General features: G+C 31.1%; 17 protein-coding genes. 9 read left to right on the top strand and 8 right to left on the bottom strand.

The genetic code is table 11. From position 1 onward, the window contains the following. The first annotated feature begins 19 nt into the window (after nucleotides 1-19). The 4 genes from K8M07_RS11770 (at nucleotide 20) to nifJ (ending at nucleotide 7176) form a co-directional block, all read left to right on the top strand. Nucleotides 20-451 carry a M24 family metallopeptidase gene (locus K8M07_RS11770; RefSeq protein WP_223379166.1) on the top strand — a complete coding sequence of 144 codons (432 nt, stop codon included), beginning with the start codon at nucleotides 20-22 and terminating at the stop codon, nucleotides 449-451. A 122-nt stretch (nucleotides 452-573) separates the two neighbouring features. Continuing rightward, the gene (gene uvrC / locus K8M07_RS11765; protein ID WP_223379164.1) at nucleotides 574-2442 is read left to right on the top strand and encodes an excinuclease ABC subunit UvrC; all 1869 of its coding nucleotides are present in this window, start codon (nucleotides 574-576) and stop codon (nucleotides 2440-2442) included. 1 nt (nucleotide 2443) lies between these two features. Further along, nucleotides 2444-3391 carry an HPr(Ser) kinase/phosphatase gene (gene hprK / locus K8M07_RS11760; RefSeq protein ID WP_223379162.1) on the top strand — a complete coding sequence of 316 codons (948 nt, stop codon included), beginning with the start codon at nucleotides 2444-2446 and terminating at the stop codon, nucleotides 3389-3391. A gap of 236 nt (nucleotides 3392-3627) precedes the next feature. Further along, nucleotides 3628-7176, top strand: a complete 3549-nt coding sequence (gene nifJ, locus K8M07_RS11755; protein ID WP_223379161.1) for a pyruvate:ferredoxin (flavodoxin) oxidoreductase — start codon at nucleotides 3628-3630, stop codon at nucleotides 7174-7176. A 127-nt stretch (nucleotides 7177-7303) separates the two neighbouring features. Here the strand turns inward: nifJ and K8M07_RS11750 are convergent, their stop codons facing one another. From K8M07_RS11750 to K8M07_RS11715, 8 genes are all read right to left on the bottom strand, one after another. Then, nucleotides 7304-7702, bottom strand: a complete 399-nt coding sequence (locus tag K8M07_RS11750) for a thioesterase family protein (RefSeq protein WP_223379159.1) — start codon at nucleotides 7700-7702, stop codon at nucleotides 7304-7306. 84 nt (nucleotides 7703-7786) lie between these two features. Then, nucleotides 7787-8830, bottom strand: coding sequence for a biotin-dependent carboxyltransferase family protein (locus K8M07_RS11745; protein ID WP_223379157.1), 1044 nt, complete (start codon nucleotides 8828-8830; stop codon nucleotides 7787-7789). Continuing rightward, nucleotides 8823-9569: a 5-oxoprolinase subunit PxpB gene (pxpB, locus tag K8M07_RS11740; protein WP_223379155.1), complete on the bottom strand. Its 747-nt coding sequence runs from the start codon at nucleotides 9567-9569 to the stop codon at nucleotides 8823-8825. The genes K8M07_RS11745 and pxpB overlap by 8 nt, the downstream gene beginning before the upstream one ends. A 19-nt stretch (nucleotides 9570-9588) precedes the next feature. Next, nucleotides 9589-10785 carry an NRAMP family divalent metal transporter gene (locus tag K8M07_RS11735; RefSeq protein WP_223379153.1) on the bottom strand — a complete coding sequence of 399 codons (1197 nt, stop codon included), beginning with the start codon at nucleotides 10783-10785 and terminating at the stop codon, nucleotides 9589-9591. A gap of 228 nt (nucleotides 10786-11013) precedes the next feature. Next, complete coding sequence (locus K8M07_RS11730) at nucleotides 11014-11805, bottom strand: LamB/YcsF family protein (RefSeq protein WP_223379151.1); 792 nt, start codon at nucleotides 11803-11805, stop codon at nucleotides 11014-11016. Between the two features lie 206 nt (nucleotides 11806-12011). Then, a complete protein-coding gene (locus K8M07_RS11725; RefSeq protein ID WP_223379149.1) occupies nucleotides 12012-13406 on the bottom strand; it encodes a sigma-54-dependent transcriptional regulator in 1395 nt (464 codons plus the stop codon). Then, on the bottom strand, nucleotides 13378-15156 hold the full coding sequence (locus K8M07_RS11720) for an ATP-binding protein (protein WP_223379147.1): 1779 nt from the start codon (nucleotides 15154-15156) through the stop codon (nucleotides 13378-13380). The genes K8M07_RS11725 and K8M07_RS11720 overlap by 29 nt, the downstream gene beginning before the upstream one ends. After that, entirely contained in the window at nucleotides 15146-16501 is a 1356-nt protein-coding gene (locus tag K8M07_RS11715; RefSeq protein WP_317845500.1) for a sodium:solute symporter family protein, read from the bottom strand. The genes K8M07_RS11720 and K8M07_RS11715 overlap by 11 nt, the downstream gene beginning before the upstream one ends. 450 nt (nucleotides 16502-16951) lie before the next feature. Between K8M07_RS11715 and K8M07_RS11710 the strand changes: the two genes are divergently transcribed. The 5 genes from K8M07_RS11710 to K8M07_RS11690 are packed head-to-tail and all read left to right on the top strand — an operon-like array spanning nucleotide 16952 to nucleotide 21860. Beyond that, nucleotides 16952-18262, top strand: coding sequence for an extracellular solute-binding protein (locus K8M07_RS11710; RefSeq protein WP_223379143.1), 1311 nt, complete (start codon nucleotides 16952-16954; stop codon nucleotides 18260-18262). A gap of 18 nt (nucleotides 18263-18280) precedes the next feature. Beyond that, nucleotides 18281-19192, top strand: a complete 912-nt coding sequence (gene murB / locus K8M07_RS11705) for a UDP-N-acetylmuramate dehydrogenase (RefSeq protein ID WP_223379141.1) — start codon at nucleotides 18281-18283, stop codon at nucleotides 19190-19192. 12 nt (nucleotides 19193-19204) lie between these two features. Beyond that, a complete protein-coding gene (locus tag K8M07_RS11700) occupies nucleotides 19205-19942 on the top strand; it encodes a PHP domain-containing protein (RefSeq protein ID WP_223379139.1) in 738 nt (245 codons plus the stop codon). Nucleotides 19943-19962: 20 nt separating this feature from the next. Next, nucleotides 19963-20820, top strand: coding sequence for an RNase adapter RapZ (rapZ, locus tag K8M07_RS11695; RefSeq protein WP_223379137.1), 858 nt, complete (start codon nucleotides 19963-19965; stop codon nucleotides 20818-20820). A gap of 11 nt (nucleotides 20821-20831) precedes the next feature. Then, on the top strand, nucleotides 20832-21860 hold the full coding sequence (locus tag K8M07_RS11690) for a uridine diphosphate-N-acetylglucosamine-binding protein YvcK (RefSeq protein WP_223379135.1): 1029 nt from the start codon (nucleotides 20832-20834) through the stop codon (nucleotides 21858-21860). The last annotated feature ends 92 nt before the right edge of the window (nucleotides 21861-21952 follow it).

The following is a 21952-nucleotide window of genomic DNA, read 5'->3' as shown; positions in this document are numbered from 1 at the left end:
CTTTAAGGAATCCTCGTTTGTGACGATAGGAACAGGCGGTGAGGATGTCAATCTTACTTTGAAGGGACATATCAATCTTATGAATGCCAGATTCTTGTACGGTTCGACAGGTTCAAATTTAGATTCGTTATGTCGCTATCCACTATGGCAAGAAGGGTTTGACTATAAATGTAGCACAGGACATGAAGTTGGATTTTTATTAAATGTACATGAAGGACCTCATAGAATATCACCTAAACCAAATAATGTAAAGCTAGGAAAAGGAATGGTTATGACTATAGAGCCTGGTGTATATAAAGAAAGGAAACATGGTATAAGGATTGAAAATGTAGCAGTTGTTAATGAAGATGTTAAACTGCTTACTGAAAAAGAGAAGAGATGGCTAAATGACTGTCATAAAGAAGTATATAATAAGCTTTTCCCATATTTAAATGATGACCAAAATGAATAGTTAAAAAATGAAACAAGAGAAATCTAATAATCAAAATGCATATCTACAATTGAAGCTTTTAAATGTTAAAGGTTTTCTTATTATGGTATTATAATAGTATATAATATTTAAAAGGTGATGCAATGTTTAATATAGATGAAGAATTGAAAAAATTACCTGGTGAACCTGGTGTTTATATAATGAAAAGTGAAGATGGAGAGATAATCTATGTAGGGAAGGCAATTAACTTAAAAAAAAGGGTTAGACAGTATTTTCAATCCTCTAGAAACAATTCGCCAAAAGTTAATGCTATGGTTAGCCATATTCATGAATTTGAGTATATAATCGTAGATAATGAAGTGGAAGCATTAATATTAGAGGCAAATCTAATTAAAAAACATAGACCTAAATATAATATACTATTAAGGGATGACAAACAATATCCATATATAAAGGTTACTACAAACGAGAAATATCCTAGAGTTTTAAAGACCAGAAGAGTGTTAAAGGATGGTGCCAAATATTTTGGGCCATATCCTAGTGGATATGCTGTTAATGACACTATAGACATTATTAGAAACCTTTATCCTATTAGAACCTGTAATAAAAATTTTGATAAAAAAATTAAAAAGGTGAGACCTTGTCTTAACTATTATATAGGGAGATGTCTAGGACCTTGTCAAGAAAATGTGGATGAGGATAAATATATGGAGATGATTGATGAGATAATAATGTTTTTAAATGGTAAAGAAGATAAGCTGATAGATATAATTGAGAAAAAGATGAAAAAGGCTTCTGAAAATTTGGATTTCGAAAGTGCTGCTAAATACAGAGACCAGATCAATTCGTTAAATATAATACTTGAAAAACAAAAGGTGGTTAGTTCTAATATAGTAGATCAAGATGTAGTAGGTATGGCAAGAGGAATAGATGAAGTATGCATACAGGTCTTTTTTATAAGAAGTGGTAAGATAATGGGTAGAGAGCATTTCATATTATCTGATACTTTCAATGATGACAGGCAGGAAATACTGAGTTCCTTTGTTAAGCAGTTCTATTTAGGAACTGCCTATGTGCCTAAGGAAATATTAATAGAAGAGAGAATTAAAGATATGGAGGCAGTATCTAAATGGTTATCGGAGAAGAGAGGCAACAAAGTTAATCTTCGCGTTCCCAAAAGAGGAGAAAAGTCAAAACTCATGGAAATGGTACGAAAGAATGCAGTGGATATGCTAAATCAATACGGAGATAGATTTTTAAAGGAGAAAAAAAGGAATGAAAAGGCATTGAAACAATTAAAAGCTGTTTTAAATTTTGAGAAATTTCCTAATAGAATAGAGGCTTATGATATTTCAAATATATCAGGAGTGTCTTCAGTTGGATCAATGGTAGTGTTTGACAAGGGGGAACCTAGAAAAAGTGATTATAGAAGATTTAAAATTAAAACAGTAAGTACTTCTGATGACTATAAGAGTATGGAAGAGATAATAAAAAGAAGATTTACCAGAGGGATCAAAGAAAAGGAAATGCTTAAAGAAAATAAGATAGATGTTAGTAGATTTTCTACTTTTCCGGATTTAGTAATGATTGATGGTGGAAAAGGTCAAGTAAATATAGTTTTAGAGGCAATTAAGGAGTTGGGGTTAGATATTCCAGTATGTGGTTTAGTAAAAGATGATTTTCATAAAACAAGAGGAATAATATATAACAATGAAGAGATAAGGCTAAACCAAGATAGTCCTGGATTTAGATTGATATATAAAATACAAGAGGAAGCTCATAGATTTGCGATATCCTATCATAGAAGTTTAAGAAGCAAGGATATGTTAAAGTCTGAATTAGATGGTATAAGAGGAATAGGCAAGAAAAGAAAAATTGCACTTTTGAATCATTTTCAAACAATGGATAATATAAAAAATGCAACTATAGAGGAGTTAGTAGAAGTCGAAAATATGAACAGAAGGACTGCTGAGAGTCTATACAATTACTTTAGAGGTAATAAGGGGAGATAATATGGAATATATTACTTTAGATAAGTTAGTAGAGGATCTAGAATTAGAGATTATTTATAAAGCTGATAATATGGAAAAAATAAAGATTTCTGCTAGTGAGATCAGTCGTCCAGGATTACCGTTAGCAGGATATTTTAATAAATTTGCTTATGATAGGTTACAAATAATTGGGAACGCAGAATGGTTTTTCTGTAATAATTTAACGAAAGATTTACGCTATAAAAGATTTGAAGAATATTTTTCTTACAATTTTCCAGCTCTAATCTTTGCTAGAGAATTGCCAATTTTCCCTGAGGCAATTGAATTCGCAAAAAAGTATAATAGAACAATACTTAGCGTAGATATCTCCACTACTAAACTAGTAAACACTATAATAAATTATCTTGATTATGTTTTGGCTCCGGGTACTGTAGTTCATGGAGTCTTGATGGAGGTTTATGGATTAGGAGTACTGATTATAGGAGAGAGTGGAGTTGGGAAAAGTGAAACAGCTTTAGAACTTATAAAGAGAGGACATAGATTAGTAGCAGATGATGTAATTGAAATAAAGAAAGTTGATTCAGGTTTGAGAGGACAATCACCAGATATAATTAGATATTTTATGGAAATAAGAGGAATAGGGATAATCGATATAGAGAGATTATATGGTGTAGGCGCTATTAAGAGTGATGAATTTATAGATTTAGTAATAGAATTGGAATTTTGGGATGAAAAGAAGGAATATGATAGAGTTGGACTAGATGAAGATTATATTGATTTGTTAGGAGAAAAGGTACCTAAGTTATTAATTCCCGTTAGACCGGGACGAAATTTAGCTATGATTGTTGAAGTAGCAGCTAGAAATGCTCGTCAGAAAAAGTTAGGATATAATGCAGCAGTTGAACTGAATAATAAGATCAAAACTCAAATGAGGATACGAAAAGCCAGAGATATTAGAAATGAAAAGTGAAAATATTTTTAATTTAAAAAAAACTCATGCGCTAACTGGTTGACTTTAGTTTTGATGTTTAATATACTAAAGTAGTAGATGAAGTAATACAATAATAGCTTTCGAATTAGTTTAAAGAACTTCCTATAGATATAGTAAGAAACTTATTTATATTTGTAATGGAGTCATGCTAATTCGATTAAAGCTATGTATAAAATTAAACATACAAAAGTATGAATATATAGGGGGGTCTATTGATGACAAAAGTTATGAAAACCATGGATGGTAATACTGCTGCCGCCCATGTAGCTTATGCTTTTACAGATGTTGCAGCTATATATCCAATCACACCATCTTCTCCAATGGCTGAATTGATTGATGAATGGGCAGCTCATGGTCGAAAAAACGTTTTTGATCAAGAAGTATTAGTTACAGAAATGCAGTCAGAAGGAGGAGCTTCAGGGGCAGTTCATGGTTCTTTATCAGGAGGAGCATTGACTACTACCTTTACCGCTTCACAAGGTTTATTACTTATGTTACCTAATATGTATAAAATAGCTGGGGAATTACTTCCTGGAGTATTTCATGTATCAGCTAGAGCTCTTGCAGGACATGCATTAAGTATATTTGGTGACCATCAAGACGTAATGGCTACTAGACAAACTGGATTTGCTCTTTTAGCATCTGGCAGTGTGCAAGAAGCAATGGACTTAGCAGGAGTAGCCCATCTATCGGCTATAAAAGGCAGAGTACCATTTGTACATTTCTTTGATGGTTTTAGAACAAGCCATGAAATTCAAAAGGTTGAAGTTATGGATTATGAAGATCTTAAGAAATTGGTTGATTTTGATGCAGTAAGTGAGTTTAGAAATAGATCATTAAATCCAGAACGTCCATATACAAAGGGAACGGCACAAAATCCAGATATTTATTTCCAAGCATTAGAATCAGCAAACCCATATTATGAAAATATAGTTAATATTGTAGAGGACTATATGAAAGAAATAAATAAGATAACAGGTAGAGAATATAAACTATTCAACTATTATGGGGACCCAGAAGCTGAAAGAGTAATAGTTGCTATGGGTTCAGTTACAGAAACGATTGAAGAAACAGTTGACTATTTAATGAAACAAGGTGAAAAAGTAGGAGTTCTTAAAGTTCATCTTTATAGACCATTCTCAGAAAAACATTTCTTTGATGTACTACCTAATACTGTTAAAAAAATAGCTGTTCTTGATAGGACTAAGGAAAAAGGAGCAGTAGCAGAACCTCTACACTTAGACATAAAGAACATATTCTATGATAAGGATGAAAAACCTGTAATCGTTGGTGGAAGATATGGATTAGGTTCAAAAGATACTACACCATCACAAATAAAAGCTGTATTTGACAATCTAAATGAAGAAAAACCAAAGGATAGATTTACTGTAGGAATTATAGATGACATTACAAATACATCATTAGAAGTAAAAGAGAATATAAATACCACACCGGAAGGAACAATTAGGTGCAAATTCTGGGGATTTGGTTCTGATGGTACAGTTGGAGCAAATAAGAGTGCTATTAAGATTATAGGTGACGATACTGATATGTATGCACAAGGATATTTTGATTATGACAGTAAAAAGTCTGGTGGAGTTACAGTATCTCATCTAAGATTTGGTCGTGAGCCAATTAAATCGACTTATCTAATTGATCAAGCAGACTTTATTTCGTGTTCAAAACAATCCTATGTAAATCAATATGATTTAATAGATGGATTGAAAGATGGAGGAACATTCCTTCTAAACTGTAATTGGAGTGAAGATGAATTAGAAGAAAACTTACCAGCTTCATTGAAGAGATATATAGCAGAACATAATATAGATTTCTATACTATAGATGCAACAAAGATAGCAAGCGAAATCGGATTAGGTGGAAGAATTAATATGGTTATGCAATCTGCATTCTTCAAATTATCCAATGTTATACCTATAGATGATGCTATTAAACATCTAAAAGATTCTATAAAGAAAACATATGGTAAAAAAGGTGATGACATAGTTAATATGAACTATGAAGCTGTAGAAAAGGGAATTGATGCATTGGTTAAAGTTAATATTCCAGATTCATGGAAGAATGCAGAAGATGAACAGGCAGCAGCTACAAAAGAATTACCAGAATTCATCGAAAATGTTGCAAATATAATGAACAAGAAAAAAGGAGACAAACTTCCTGTTAGCACTTTTGTAGGAAGAGAAGATGGATCATTCCCACATGGAACAGCTGCATATGAAAAACGTGGTGTGGCTGTAAATGTACCAGAATGGCAAATTGATAAATGTATTCAATGTAATCAATGTGCTTTATCATGTCCTCATGCTGCAATAAGACCATTCATATTAAATGAAGAGGAGAAGAATAATGCACCAGAAGCTTTTGAAACTAAGAAAGCTATAGGTAAAGGCTTAGAAGGATTAGAATATAGAATGCAAGTATCTACGTTAGATTGTACTGGATGTGGAGTTTGTGCTAATATATGTCCAGCTAAGGAAAAGGCATTAGTTATGAAACCATTTGAAGAACAATACGAAGTAGAATCAGAAAACTGGGATTATGCAGTAGAAAAGATAGAGCCTAAAAATGATCTAATGTCAGATACTACTGTTAAAGGTAGTCAATTTAAGCAACCATTATTAGAATTCTCAGGAGCATGTGCTGGATGTGGTGAGACACCATATGCTAAACTTGTAACACAATTATTTGGAGATAGGATGATAATAGCGAATGCAACTGGTTGTTCATCTATCTGGGGAGCTAGTGCACCAGCAACTCCATATTGTACTAATAAGGAAGGTAAAGGACCTGCTTGGGCAAATTCCTTATTTGAAGATAATGCAGAGTATGGATATGGTATGGCAGTAGCAGTTAAGAAGTTAAGAAGCAAGCTGGGAGACTTAATGAAACAGTTTGTAGAGTTAAATATAGATGACGAATTAAATGAAGCATTTAATGCATGGTTAGAAGGGAAAGATGACGCTAAAGCATCTAAAGCTGCAGCAGGAGCTATCCTTCCAAAACTAGATAAGAAAATATCAAGTGAAAAGGGAAATACAATTCTTAAAGAGATTAAAGAATTAAAAGACTATCTAGTTAAGAAATCCGTATGGATCTATGGTGGAGACGGTTGGGCTTATGATATTGGATTCGGTGGATTAGACCACGTATTAGCTTCTGGAGAAAATGTAAATGTATTAGTATTTGATACAGAAGTATATTCCAATACAGGTGGTCAATCATCTAAGGCTACTCCAACAGCAGCTGTAGCTAAGTTTGCAGCATCAGGTAAGAAGGTTAGAAAGAAAGACTTAGGTATGATTGCTGCATCATATGGATACGTATATGTTGCACAAGTTGCTTTAGGAGCAAATATGAATCAATTAGTAAAAGCATTAAAAGAAGCAGAATCCTATGATGGTCCATCCATAGTGATTGCTTATGCGCCATGTATAAATCATGGTATTAGATCAGGTATGGGAACTAGTGTTGCTCAAGAAAAGAAAGCTGTTGATACTGGATATTGGCATCTATATAGATTCGACCCAAGACGTAAAGAGGAAGGCAAGAATCCATTTGTTCTAGATTCAAAAGAACCTAAAGAACCATTTATGGATTTCATAAATACAGAAGTAAGATATACTTCATTAAGACGTACTTTCCCAGAGTTAGCTGATGATCTATTCAAAGCAGCAGAACAAGATGCTAAAGAAAGATACGAAAAATACAAGAAGATGGCTGAAGAGAGAACAGTAACAGCTGAGTAATATAATGAATAATAAAAAGGTAGAGATTTTAATCTCTACCTTTTTATTATTCATTAATTTTATCCTTTAATGAAAGCTTAATGAGTATATCGAAAATGGAAATTATAAAAAAGATAATTTATAACCATTATATAGGACTTAATCTCCTGCATGCTTTTTCCATGAGTTTATGTTTATCAACAATGACTCTTTCATATTTACCTGAGCAAACTAAACCACTTGGATCATTGCCTACAATGTCCAAAAATATTTTCTGATCTTTTACTTTTTTCACGGTAATTGTGATTGTTTCACCAATCAGTGTTGGATTTATATGGGATAATTCTATACTATATCTAACAGTAGTGTATTCACTTGGAATTAAATTGTGGAGCAACTCGCAACTTCCATCAATAATCATCGAAAGAAGAGCAGGAGTCGATAGAAGATAATCTATTGTAGCTATGTTTGATACATAAGCATCAGAAGGTCTTGTTTCTATACTAATGGTTTTTGAAATTCCTTTCCTTATTTTGTGGTTTATCATTTTTGTTTCCTCCTATCTCTAGAAATATAAATATAGTAGACTTGATTCGCTATAGATATTATAAAGTAAAACAAGTACTATTGTTTATTTAACCTCTTGTACGTCCACTATATAATTAATTCCGTTTATTGTAATTTTCATTTTTCTTAGAGGGCCAATTTTGTGATATCGTATTTTTTGGGTTTTAGAAATTTCGTCTTTAATTATAGATAATTTGTGCTCAAATTCTCTATATATCTTATGAGATTCTTTTACAGATACCTTTTTGAATATAATTTCGTCGCCACTGCTCATTTGAGCGAGTTTAGGCAGGTCTGAAGATATGACTGTAGCAATTTTAGTATATCCACCAGTTGTCTGTCTGTCGGCCATTAAAATAATAGGTTGTTTATTTGCTGGTACTTGTATGGAACCAAATACAGTTCCATCTGAAATTATATCAGCTTTTTCCTTATGTTCAATAATTTCACCTTCTAGCCTATATCCCATTCTATCAGACTGATTAGTTATCTTGTAACCTTTAGGATTAAAAAATGAATTCAGTCCCTCCTCTGTAAAATAATCATCTTGTGGACCTAGAATTACTCTTATAATATTCTTTTTACTATATTCAGGAATATATTTTTTATCTAAATATCTATCTGGGCTTCTATTATTAAAGACTTTTATATTTAATCCATCGTTATCTAGGAGTCTTCTTCCTTTAAAACCGCCAATTCCTGACTTTGCATAAGTAGATTTACTGCTATTTACAGGTTCCACATCTATCTTTCCACCAAAGGCAATATAGCTTCTAATTCCAGTAGTTGCTGCTCCAAGAGATAATACATCACCTTTTGAAACTTTAAAGCTTTTCCACATTGAAATTTCAGTGTCGTTTACTTTAGGATTCATACCAGCCCCGGTTATTGCAATTACCATATCTTCTAGAAATTTCAACTTAGGGCCTAAAAAGGTTACCTCTAATACTGCTTCCCTCTCGCTATTACCAACAAGATAATTAGCAACTCTATATGAGAAATTATCCATAACTCCTGCGACAGGCATCCCAATATTCTGATAACCCCATCGCCCTATATCTTGTATCGTTGTGAAAAATCCTCCCTTTAAAACCTTTATATTAGTCATCGTGTTCACCTCTTTCAGGAGTTATAACTTTTACTTTATAATTATCTTCTTCCACTTGTTTTTGAATATCTTTATATTCTTCTTCAGTAATTGATACAAATCTTACATAGTCGCCTGCATTCAAAAAAACGGGGGGTTCTCTATTAGGGGCATATAGCCTAAGTGGGGTTCTACCAATAAGTTGCCAACCGCCAGGTGTCTCAGAAGGGTACATTCCAGTTTGAGAACCAGCAATTCCTACTGATCCCGCAGGAATTTTTGTACGTGGTGATGACAATCTTGGAGTAGCTATTCTTTCACTCATGCCTCCTAAATAAGTAAATCCTGGAGTAAATCCTAGCATATATACAAGATAATCTGTACGCGTATGAATTTTTATGACTTCTTCTAATGTTAAATGATTATGTTCTGCAACATAATTTATATCAGGTCCATATTCATTTCCATACAGAGTTGGAATTTTAAAAATCCGAATATTATCCTCTTTGTTTTCTATAGGCTTGTTATATAAAATATCAACTTTTTCTATTAGTTTAGAATAACTTATTTTTAATGGGTTGTATAATAATTGAATGGATCTGTATGTTGGCACTATTTCTTCTATTCCCTCGATTTTTGCTTCATTTATAAATTTAACAACATTTCTTATTTTAGCATTTATTTCTATTGATATTTCATTCCCAAATTCTATAATTAAGGCTTTATCACCAGCAGGAAGGTATTTAACTTTGTCATACATATTATCAAGCCTCCCTTTTTTATATCCATAATTGCTTAATTCCACTAAGTGACGTTATTCCCATATATGCTGTAATGGCAACCACTATCCAGCCTAGTATGAATAAAACTTTGGAATGTTTATAGTCTCCAATGATATCCGGTTTTTTGCTTGCTACAAGTATTGTAGCTAATGTGATAGGTAAAATAAGGCCATTTAAAGAACCTACTATCACTAATACCTTTGCCGGTTGTCCTACAAATATAAAAATTAAGGTTGAAATTATGATAAATGCTATAATACATTTATTTTCATATTTATTTATGAATTTATTTAATGTTTTTAAAAAGGATATAGAAGTATAAGCAGCTCCAACTATGGATGTAAGTGCAGCAGAGCAAAATACTATACCAAAGATTTTATATCCTATGATACCTGCTGAAATTTGAAATGCTGATGCTGCAGGGTTGCTAGGATTTAATGAATTTCCATTAGAAATAACGCCTAAAATTGCTAAAAGCAATAATATTCTTATAATCGTTGCAATTCCTATTCCTGTTATTGCTGATTTATTAACTTTGTGTAAATTTTCTTCTCCTGTTATATCTGCATCTACAAGTCTATGTCCGCCTGAAAAAATAATATATCCACCAACAGTTCCACCTGTTAGTGTTAAAATTGCTAATGTAGGGATTTGGGAAGGCATGAATGTTTCTTTTATAACCTTGCCAACGGGAGGATGTGATATTACTGCAACATATGCAATTAATATTAACATAACTCCACCTAATACTTGTGTGAATTTATCCATAATACTACCTGCTCTTTTTGAACTGAAGATAATGATACTAATTATTCCAGAAATAATTGCAGCAATTTTTAAATCAATATCAAATAATACATTTAAACCTAATGCTGCTCCTCCAACATTTCCTATATTAAAAGCAAGTCCACCCATTGCAACCAAAATGGCTAGAAAATATCCTAAGCCATTAAATACTTTATTAGCAACATCCTGTCCTCTTAATCTAGAAACGCCAATTATTCTCCAAACGTTTAATTGTGCAATAAGAGACATAACAATTGTAACTAAAATTACAAATCCAAAGGTTGCTTTATATTGTTCTGTAAAAGTTGCACTTTGTGTCAAAAAGCCGGGGCCTATGGCAGATGTGGCCATTAAGAAAGCTGCTCCCAAAAGTATTGATAAATTTTTCTTTTTATCAGTTTTATTCATGATTTCTTCACCTCATTATGTTATTTTATAAATATTTTCATTGATGTTACTTAAACATTTTCATTTGATATCCCTTACCAATTCCGAATCTTTTTATTTAATATATTTTTTTGCTTCTCGTGATGTTTATTTTACTTATTTTCTTCCAAATCTTATTAAATCTGGAAGTCCAGGGTTCTCCTATGGAAACATTGTCTTCAATAGCAGAATTAATGGTTTTCTCCATTATCATTTGGTTGCCAACATGCTCTCCATAAGCAGTGTTTTCATTGACGCTACTTGAACATCTTCATTTTCTAAAGCTTTTCTTATTTCTTGTACAAATAATACTGCTTGAGGATTATCTCCATGAACACAAATAGTATCTGCTTGAATACTAATATCTTCTCCAGTGATAGTTTCTATTTTCCCTTCTTTAACCATTCTTATTACGTTCTTTATTGCAAGGTTTTTATCATGAATAACAGCGCCGAATTTTTTTCTAGAAACTAATGTCCCATCAGGATTATAAGCTCTATCAGCAAATACTTCATTTGCTATTCTAAGTCCAATTTCTTTGCCAGCTTTAGTCAATTCGCTATTTGCCAACCCTACTAATATTAAATCTTTATCAACCTCATAAATTCCCTCAGCGATAGCCCTTGCCAATTCTGAATCTTTTGCAGCCATATTGTATAAAGCGCCATGTGGCTTCACATGCTGTAATTTTACGCCTTTACTTTGTGCAAACGCCCAGAGAGCACCTATTTGATATTTAATGTAGTTTTTTGCTTCTTGTGATGTTATTTTTACTTCTCTTCTTCCAAATCCTATTAAATCTGGAAGTCCAGGGTGAGCCCCTATGGAAACATTGCTTTCGATAGCAAAATTAATGGTTTTTTCCATTATCATTGGGTCGCCAGCATGCCATCCACAAGCAATATTAGCGGAGGAGATATGTCTTACAACTTCCTCGTCAAGCCCCAATTTATAATTTCCAAAACTTTCACCAATATCGCTGTTTAAATCTATTTTATACATTTCATATACCTCCTAATATTTTTCTATGTGCTAATAAATAAAGCAATTATTGTGCCAATTATTTTTTTATATACTACCATTGAAATTCTAACGAAATAATATTATATCTAGCAAAAAAGTGTGCAAAATAGCACAAAAAAATGAGCGATTATGCACATAAAATCATTAATCGCTCATTATGTTAATAAAGATTGTGGCAGTTAAGATTATTGTTTTAAACCATACTTTTCAATTCTTCTCTTAAGGGCAAATCTACTGATCCCTAACATATCAGCAGCTTTTATATAGTTGTTATTGCTAAGTTTAAGAGCTTGTTTAATATAATTAATTTCTAAACTTTCAACTTCTTTTTCTAATGAAAAATTTAAATCAAAAATACTACTTTGCGGATTATATTGATTATCCTCTGGATTGTCACTATTTATGGTAGCGGATCTACTTATATTTAAAGGTAGATGATCTACATCAATGTACTCATAATCTAATAATAAAACAATTCGTTCAATTATATTTTTTAACTCCCTTACATTCCCTTGCCATGGGTATTTCAATAGAACGTCTTCGGCTTTTTTAGTAAACCCTTTTATTCTTTTTCTATATTTTTTATTATATTTTTGTAAAAATTTATTGGCTAAAATTAGGATATCTTTTCCTCGCTTTCTTAGAGGTGGTAGAAATATAGGTATTACATTTAGTCTATAATATAAATCTTCCCTAAATTCTTTATTAGCTACTGCTTTTTCTAAATCCTTATTAGTTGCAGTTATTATTCTTACATCTACTTCAATATCTTCTAAACCACCGATTTTTTTAAATTTTCTTTCTTCAAGGAATCTTAATAATTTTGGTTGCAGTTTTAATGAAAGTTCTCCAATTTCATCTAGAAAAACTGTACCACCATCGGCAATTTCTAATAACCCTTTTTTTCTATTATTAGCTCCTGTAAAAGAATTTTTTTCAAAACCGAAAAGCTCGCTCTCTAAAAGAGGTGGTGGAATAGATCCGCAATTTATCTTTAACATAACAGAATTCTTTCTATTGCTATTATTATGAATTGCATTTGCTACAAGTTCTTTACCTGTGCCAGTTTGACCTTGTATTAAAACTGTAACATTATCATTTTTAGATAATATTTTAATTTTTTCAAAAACATCTTGCATTAATGGACTTTCTCCGTAGATAGTTTCATCATTTAATTGTTTTTCCTTTTCTAAAGCATAAATTTTATTTTTCAATTTTTTATTATCAATGATTTTTTTTATGATAATATCAACTTCTTGTAAGTCAAATGGCTTATTCATATAATGAAAAGCTCCAAGTTTGATAGCCTTAACTGCGGTTTGTATATCTCCATATGCTGTCATAATAACTACTTCTATTTCGTTATCAATATTTTTTATTCCAGGCAGAATTTCTAGACCATTTTTGTCTGGCAAACGTATGTCCAAAAAAACTATCTGAGGTTTAAACTTTTTTACTTTTTCTAAGGCATCTACACCATTTTCAGCAGTAGTTACACAATATCCTAAATCTTTTAGCCCTTCTTCCATGGATAATCTTATAATTTCTTCATCATCTACGATTAATAACCTTATCTTCATGATACCAACCCCCGAATATTGGAAACATAATTTTAACTTTAGTGCCTTTATTTACCATACTCTGTATGTCAATTTCTCCATTATTGCTCTTTATAAGTTCATATACTACTGATAATCCCAATCCAGTTCCACTAAGGCTAGTAGTAAAGAATGGATTGAATACTTTCTTTATATTTTGAGGACTTATGCCACATCCGTTGTCATGAAATTCGATTTCAACAAAAGGCTTTTTTTCTTTTAAATAGTTATTTATTGTAATGTTGAGAAGGCCATTATTATCCATTGCAGCAAGTGCATTATTTATTATATTGATAAAAATTTGCTCTATTTGTGCTTTATCTGCAAGAATTATGTTTTGTGAACTATTATTTTTTATATCTACTTTCACATTTTTTATTTTAATATTTTCTGCAAGCAATTGTAAAGACTGAGCTAAAATTTTAGCTAAATCAATTTCTTTATAATTTGGCATTCTTGGCTTTGCAAAGTTCAATAATTCAGTTATCAAATTATTTATTCTATCGATTTCATTTAATAACCCGTCAAATAATTTTTTGTTAGTTGAATCTTCTTCTTTACATAATCTTCTTTCTAAAACTTGTATACTTGCCCTTATGCCTGCTAAAGGGTTACGTACTTCGTGGGCTATACCTGCAGCTAATTGTCCGGTGGAAGTCAATCTATCTAAAATAGCCATATTATTCTCAATTTTTTTTCTCTCACTTACGTCGGTAAAAATACAAATTGCTTCATTATTAGAGTTTTTATTGATTGTTAATATAGATGTGACAACCTCCAGGTAGATTTTATTTCCTTTATTAATATCATTGAAAGTGAGTAGTTTATTAGTCATCTTTTTCGTCTTCATAGTTTCTTTTACTTGATTAAGCACATTTTTCATAATGTATCTATCAATTTTATTTTCTGTATATTTTGATAAGAGTTCTTTTGCAATTTTATTAACTAATTTTATATGCCCCCGTTGATCAACGATCATAATTCCAGCTGGGACATTTTTTACAATATTTTCATTAAATTTCTTTACCTCTATCAATTTCTCAGTATTTATTTCCAATTTTTCAATCATATTATTAAAAGAATTGGCTAATACTCCTACTTCATCTTTTCTCTTTATTTCATATATTTTTTGCAAACTATTCTTATTTGTTATTTTGTTACAAAACTCTGCTAAAGTTTTTATTGGTTTTGATATATTATAAGAAATGAGTATTGCTGTTTCCATAGAAAATATTAAAGAAACAATAGCAATTAAAATTAAATATTTTTGGCTTTCTAATACCTTATCGGAAAAGATATTTCTATTTATGCGATATCCCAGAATCCAATTCCAGTTATTATATTTTTGATAAATAAAAATATAATCCCCAATAGAAATTGAGTGAGTTGTATCATTTAAGTTTTTATTGGTTAATGTTACAGCATATTTCTTATCTCGATCAAAAGTGTTCAATAAGATTTCATTACTATTAAAGATAATTAAATTATCTTTTCCTAAGTTATTATAAAAGTTAAGAACAAGCGCTTTTGCTTCTTCTTCATCTTCGGTTTCATCATTTATTTTTTTTATATAAAGAATCATTTCATCTAAATCAGCTAATAGATTTTGTATTTCATTGTTCAATAATAATTTATACCCATTCCAATAGGATGCTGTACCGATTACAATTATAGTTACTATTAATAATATCATAAAAGGTATAAGTATTTTATTCTCAATATCAATTCGCACAATTAACGCCTTCCCTTTTATAAGAATGTTTGTTGACAAAATAAAAAGCTAATGCTGATGCTACAGTACCTGGAAATGCAGGGTGAAAGAAAAAATTAAGTTTTATCACTATAAAAATGATATAAGTTATAAGACCTAAAAAGAAAGAAACTATTGCTCCTACCTTTGAAGCTTTTTTCCAAAAAAGTCCACCATATAATGGAACTAGAAAAGTAGATGAAAATAGTCCCCATATATATCCACCATAAATTAGTAAACTATCCGGAGGATTAATAGATAAAATCAATGATATGGTACTAATAATAAATATGAATATTCTATTTAAATTTAACAATTTTTCCTCACTTATATTCTTATTGATAATATTTTTGTATATATCGTATGAAAATCCACTTGCAGCTAAAAGAAGCTGAGAGTTTGCAGTAGATACAGCTGCGGCAGTAATGCCTATTAATATCAGTCCACTAAAAGGGGAATAAATAACATTATTAATCATGTAAGGAAAAACTTCATCCACAGAACTGATTGATTTTATTGTAGGTTCTAGAACTCTTGATCCTATACCAATAATCATAAGCCCAAAATACATTAAAACCAATAAGAATTTTGAATAATATATCATTTTTGTAGCTGTTTTCTTATCTTTGGCAGAAATTATATATGTAGCATATTGAGGATTAGTTGCTAAGCCCAAACCCCAACCGAAAAAAGAAGTAAAAGTTATAACAGGAGGCATCTGTCCTTTTGCAAAAGGATCTAACAATCCCCTTTGTTTTGTAACATAAGGGAAATTAGGAAATGGTTTTGTATTTATTAAAGTAGCTTTTTCATATATGATTGTTATGCCGCCAACATTTTTTAATACAATAGCAGTTGCAATAAAAATTCCTGCTACAGTCAAAACAAAGCATAGTCTATGTACTTTAGATACGGAAAAAAGTCCCCCAAATGTTGTATATATAATAAATAGGTATACTAGTATTCTGGCAAAGGTGTAACTGATATCTAATAATTCTGATATAACTATTCCAAAGCCTCTAACTTGAATGATAATGTAAAGAGTATAAGCAATAACAATTAGCATACCTGCCATTGCCTGTAGGACTTTACTTTCATATCTTAGATAGAAAAATTCTGGTATAGTGATTATATCGTAATCTTTTAGTCTTGACGCTAGTAAAATTAGCAACACTGCACCTATAAACCATGGCAAAATTGAATATAAGATTGTGTTGTATCCGTAGGCGTAAAAGGTCCCTGTAATTCCTTGCATTGATGCAGCACTGAACCAAGTGGCACAAAAAGAAAAAATACTTGTTATCAATTCTAGTTTATTATCGGCCACAAAGTAATCTCTTGAATTATTAGTTTCTTTAAAGCCACTTTTGCCAAAAAACAATAGCAAAATTGCATAAAGGGCAAAGTATAAAAGATATAATATCTCCCTATTCATCATACTCCATTCCTTTCTTTTTCTTAATTTTTAGTTAAGAAAAGATACCCGATTTAATTTTATCATAAAAACACAATACATTCATTATTTTATCAATATTACAAAAAATAGGGGTTTCTGATTTCTGTGATGGGATTTGATAAAGTATACAGAAACTCCCCTCTCTAAACATAAGTAAAGGTAGGATGGGTTTATAATATAATAAGATAAAGAGGGAATTACTCTTCTATAGAGGAGAATAAATAGGTTAGAATTTACGATCTTTCTCTATTTGTTTATTTGGCCATTATCTACATAATGGTCATTTTCAATGAATAATTATATAATAGGAGGTGGGAAAGAGTGCAGAAAATAATTGCAATTATTTTACTTTGTTTTATATTGATTTGGACTTATAATCTATTTATAGATAACATTATTACTTTAGAAGAAGTGGAGGAAGAACCCTATAGAGGTATTATAAGATTATGGGATGTATCAAGAACAGATGTTAATACAGGTAGTATGTATCCTTGGTTACAGGATAAGATTAGGGCATTTGAAAGGAGAAATCCTGGGGTTTATATAGAATTCGTTAAGACGGATTGGGATAGTATATATAATGCAATAAATGGTAAATCAGAAGGAGATGAGAGACCTGATATAATTCCTGTTGATTCAAACTTTTTTGATTTTAATATGTTAGAATCTTTAGATGAGTATATAGATGATAAAGAGGTAGAGGAATTTAAACATCAGGTTATAAAATCGACAATTTATAAAGAACAATTAGTTGCAATTCCTGTAGCTATGAGTACCAATGTTTTATATATAAACTTAGATATGTTTCATGAAAGAGGGATCTCCCCTCCATTAAGTGGAGATTGGACTTATGGAGAGTTTGTTGACATCTTAAAGAAGCTCAATTATGATTCTGATGATGATGGTATAATAGATAAATATGGATTTATTACAAATATAGATGAAAATTGTTATAATATTTGGGGAATAATTCTATCAGATGGTGCAGAGCTTATAAACCCAAAGAGACTAGAGTACAATTTTTATGGAGAAAAGGCAATAAAAGGACTTAAAAGAGTTGTTGATTTAAGGAAAGAACACAAAGTAGTTCCAGATTATTTTGGAGTGATAAGTGAAAAGGATGCTTGGGAGATGTTCTATAAGGACCAGAAAGTAGCTGCGTTTATTACTGAAGCTTGGGCTGTAGATTATTTAGATGAACGGTATAAAAGTGGAGAAGGATTTAATTTTGATGTAGTCAATTTCCCAAAAGGAGATAAAAATTTGCCAGTAATTCTTAGTGATGATATAGTTTCTTATGGGATTGTTAAAGATGAACATATTAAAAAAACAAAGATGTGTGCTAAGTTTCTTAAATATTTGACTACTGAATCCAATCAACGATCCCTAGAAGAAATGGGACTTTTCACAGTTAAAAGAGGAATAGATGATATGTATAAGGATAACCTTAAGATGAAAAAAATAGAGAATAGTCTAATGTATACTGAATATATACCTTTTATTGATAATAAGGTTGAAATAGATACAATAATTCAACAGGAAATAAGGAAAGCTGTTTTAAATCAAAAATCTTCTGTTGATGCTATAGAAGATGCTAAAACGAAGATAAATAAATTAATAAACAAAAATTAAGATTTTAGGAGTGATATTTTGGGAAAATCTAATTTATACGAGTTATTTGAAAATGAAAATTTTGGAAAGATACTATATAATGAGCCTATGAAAAATCATACTTCATTCAAAATAGGAGGACCAGCAGATATACTAATAATTCCAGATAATGAGCAAGATATTATAGATGCAATCAAGTTTTGTAGGAATAATGATGTTAAGTATTTTATTATGGGTAATGGAACAAACTTATTGGTGAAAGATACAGGAATAAGGGGAGTAGTTATAAAAGTTGCTAATGGATTTGATAAAATAGATGTAAACAATGATATACTAATTTGTCAAAGTGGAGCTTTATTGTCAAAGATAGCCAAGGTTGCTTTAAGAAATTCCCTTGCAGGGTTTGAATTTGCTAGCGGTATACCTGGTAGCATAGGAGGAGCTATTACCATGAACGCAGGAGCCTACGGAGGAGAGATGAAGGATATAGTTACGAAGGTAAAGGTGTTAGATAGAGATAATAATGTAGTAGAATTTACTAATGATGAAATGAAATTTAGATATAGGGGTAGTGAAGTAATAGATCAAGAGCTTGTAGTATTAGGAGTGGAGATAAAGCTTGAAAAGGAAGAATATTCTTTAATAGATGAAAAGATGAGGGATTTTACTGATAGAAGGATTTCAAAACAGCCTTTAGAGTTTCCGAGTGGAGGAAGTACATTTAAAAGGCCTGAGGGATATTATGCAGGAAAACTTATAGATGATGCAGGTCTTAGAGGAGTAAGATATAGAGATGCCCAAGTATCTGAAAAACATTGCGGCTTTATAATAAATACAGGTGAAGCAACTTTTGAAGATGTAATTACTCTAATAAAGACAGTTCAAAAGATTGTTCATGATAAATTCGGTGTAAAATTGGAAACAGAAATAAAAATAATTGGTGACGATTAAAGGGGTAAATATATGAAAATAACAGCAGATTATCATACTCATACAATATATAGTCATGGAAAGGGTACTATAAGAGAAAATGTAGAAGTAGCACTTGAAAGAGGATTGAAGGAGATAGGAATATGTGATCATGGACCAGGACATTACATGTATGGAGTAAAGAGAGAAAAATTATTTAAAATGAGAAAAGAAGTTGACAAACTGAATGAAGAATATAAGGATAAAGGGATTAAGGTCCTTCTAGGTGTAGAGGCTAATATTATAGGATATGATGGCACAATAGATGTGGATGATGATATAATAGATATATTGGATATATTGTTATTAGGATTTCATTATGGAGTTTTACTTAATTCTATAAATGAATATTTACTATTAAATGTATTGAATCCTGTATCAAATATAATTCCACTTTTTAGAGATAAATTAATTAAAAAGAATACAAATGCAATAATTAAAGCTATTGAAAAATATCCTATAGATATCATTACTCATCCTGGAGATAAAGCAAGATTAGATATAAAAAGAATTGCTGAAGCAGCTTACGAAAGAGGAATTGCATTAGAGATTAATGCAAAACATAATCAGCTATCAGTTGAGAATATTAAAATTGCGTTGGATACAAAAGTAGATTTCTATATAAATAGCGATGCTCATTATCCTGAGGATGTTGGTAATGTAGAAGAAGGATTTGAAAGAGCAAAGAAAGCTAATGTACCTATTAATAGAATAAAAAACGTGGAAGATTAAATCATAGGGGTGAATAAATAATGGAATTTGTAATAATTACTGGAATGTCTGGAGCAGGCAAGAGTCAAGCCATGAAGGCTATGGAAGATACAGGGTATTATTGTATGGACAACCTACCTCCTGCATTACTTCCTAAATTTGCAGAACTCTGTCACCAATCTAAAAGAAATATAGAAAAGGTAGCCATAGTAGCTGATATCAGAGGAGGCATATTCTTTGAAGATTTGTTCAAGGGGTTAGATGCTTTAAATAACAAAGGAATAAGCTATAAGATTTTATTTTTAGATGCTTCAAACGATGAACTGATTAAAAGATACAAAGAACTTAGAAGACCTCATCCTTTAAACGCTAATGGAAGAATTATAGATGGTATATCAGAAGAAAGGAAACTTCTTTACGAAGTAAAGATGAGGGCGGATTTTGTTATAGACACATCTAGGTTAACGATAGGAATGCTAAAAGAAGAGATAGCTAAAATATTCTTTGAAGGCTTAGAGTTGAGAAAGTTAACTATATCGATAATATCATTTGGTTTTAAACATGGAATGCTTTTAGATGCAGATTTAGTGTTTGATGTGAGATTTATTCATAACCCTTATTATGTACCAGAACTAAGAGATTTTACTGGGGAAGATAAAAATGTGCATGAATATGTATTTCGATGGGAACAGACGAATACATTTGTTGATAAGGTAATAGATATGCTAGAATTTTTGATTCCAAATTATATAAAGGAAGGAAAGACACAGCTGATAATAGGAATAGGATGCACTGGTGGTAAACATAGATCTGTTGCCATAGCAAATGAAATTCGAAGAAGACTAAAGGAAAATGGACATAGAGCTGTTGTAAGTCATAGGGATTATAAGTTAGCATAAAGGAGATATATATGGATAATAAATATAAACTTAATTCAATTAATCGTGCTAAAGATAAGAGCATTTTAAGTAAAAGACCAAAGGTTGTAGTTGTTGGTGGTGGAACAGGATTATCAGTCTTACTAAGAGGCTTAAAAGAGTATACTACTAATATAACCGCAATAGTAACAGTAGCAGATGATGGAGGTGGTTCAGGAGTACTAAGAGAAGACCTAGGTATGCTTCCTCCTGGAGATATTAGGTCATGTATACTAGCTCTTGCAAATACTGAACCTACTATGGAAAAATTACTTCAATTTAGATTCAAAGAAGGAATGTTAAAAGGGCAGAGTTTTGGGAATTTGTTCATAGCAGCTATGAATGAGATATATGGAAGCTTTGAAATGGCTATAAAGGAAACGAGTAATGTATTAGCAGTGACTGGAAAAGTTTTGCCTATGACCTTGGAAAATGTAACATTATATGCTGTATTAGAAAATGGTCATACTATAAAAGGTGAATCAGAAATTCCTCTAAAAAATAAAGAATTAGCAAGTAAAATAGATCATATTTATATGGAGCCAAAAGCTAGCTATCCTTTAAAGGAGGCAGTAGAAGCTTTTAAAGAAGCGGATTTAATAGTATTGGGGCCAGGGAGTCTTTATACCAGCGTAATTCCAAATTTATTAGTAAATAATATAGTAGATACAATTTATAAAGCAAAGGCTCCAAAGGTATATATATCAAATGTAATGATTCAGCCTGGTGAGACTGATGGTTATACGGTTTTGGATCATGTTAATGGCATATTAAAACATAGCAGGAACGATTTTTTAGATTATGTAATAGCAAATACTGAAAATATACCTGATGATATTTTAAAAAAATATATATTTGATGGTTCAGAACCTGTAGTACTTGGGGAAAATGACGAAGATATATTAAATAATAAGGGTATTGAGTTAATCAAAGGGAATTTAATAGATATTAAGAAGGATTATATTCGTCATGATTCATTTAAGTTAAGTGAAATTCTAATGAAAATAGCAATCACATATTAAGGGCGACATTTTTTGTGATATGATACTTCCAAAGTAGACAGTCTAATTAATTAAAATTAGATTTTCTACTAGGAGGTTTTTTTATGGGAAGA

It is taken from the genome of Schnuerera sp. xch1, assembly GCF_019931165.1.
In the GTDB taxonomy this organism is placed as follows: domain Bacteria; phylum Bacillota; class Clostridia; order Tissierellales; family Tepidimicrobiaceae; genus JAIOUP01.
The sequence above is the reverse complement of the archived record's forward strand: the minus strand, read 5'-3'. Positions and strand labels throughout refer to the sequence as shown.

What these genes read in the sequence shown, in the direction of transcription:
- uvrC (WP_223379164.1), top strand. Translation starts at nt 574, where the DNA reads ATGTTTAATATAGATGAAGAATTGAAAAAATTACCTGGTGAACCTGGT.
- hprK (WP_223379162.1), top strand. Translation starts at nt 2,444, where the DNA reads ATGGAATATATTACTTTAGATAAGTTAGTAGAGGATCTAGAATTAGAG.
- nifJ (WP_223379161.1), top strand. Translation starts at nt 3,628, where the DNA reads ATGACAAAAGTTATGAAAACCATGGATGGTAATACTGCTGCCGCCCAT.
- K8M07_RS11750 (WP_223379159.1), bottom strand. Translation starts at nt 7,702, where the DNA reads ATGATAAACCACAAAATAAGGAAAGGAATTTCAAAAACCATTAGTATA.
- K8M07_RS11745 (WP_223379157.1), bottom strand. Translation starts at nt 8,830, where the DNA reads ATGACTAATATAAAGGTTTTAAAGGGAGGATTTTTCACAACGATACAA.
- pxpB (WP_223379155.1), bottom strand. Translation starts at nt 9,569, where the DNA reads ATGTATGACAAAGTTAAATACCTTCCTGCTGGTGATAAAGCCTTAATT.
- K8M07_RS11735 (WP_223379153.1), bottom strand. Translation starts at nt 10,785, where the DNA reads ATGAATAAAACTGATAAAAAGAAAAATTTATCAATACTTTTGGGAGCA.
- K8M07_RS11730 (WP_223379151.1), bottom strand. Translation starts at nt 11,805, where the DNA reads ATGTATAAAATAGATTTAAACAGCGATATTGGTGAAAGTTTTGGAAAT.
- K8M07_RS11725 (WP_223379149.1), bottom strand. Translation starts at nt 13,406, where the DNA reads ATGAAGATAAGGTTATTAATCGTAGATGATGAAGAAATTATAAGATTA.
- K8M07_RS11700 (WP_223379139.1), top strand. Translation starts at nt 19,205, where the DNA reads ATGAAAATAACAGCAGATTATCATACTCATACAATATATAGTCATGGA.
- rapZ (WP_223379137.1), top strand. Translation starts at nt 19,963, where the DNA reads ATGGAATTTGTAATAATTACTGGAATGTCTGGAGCAGGCAAGAGTCAA.
- K8M07_RS11690 (WP_223379135.1), top strand. Translation starts at nt 20,832, where the DNA reads ATGGATAATAAATATAAACTTAATTCAATTAATCGTGCTAAAGATAAG.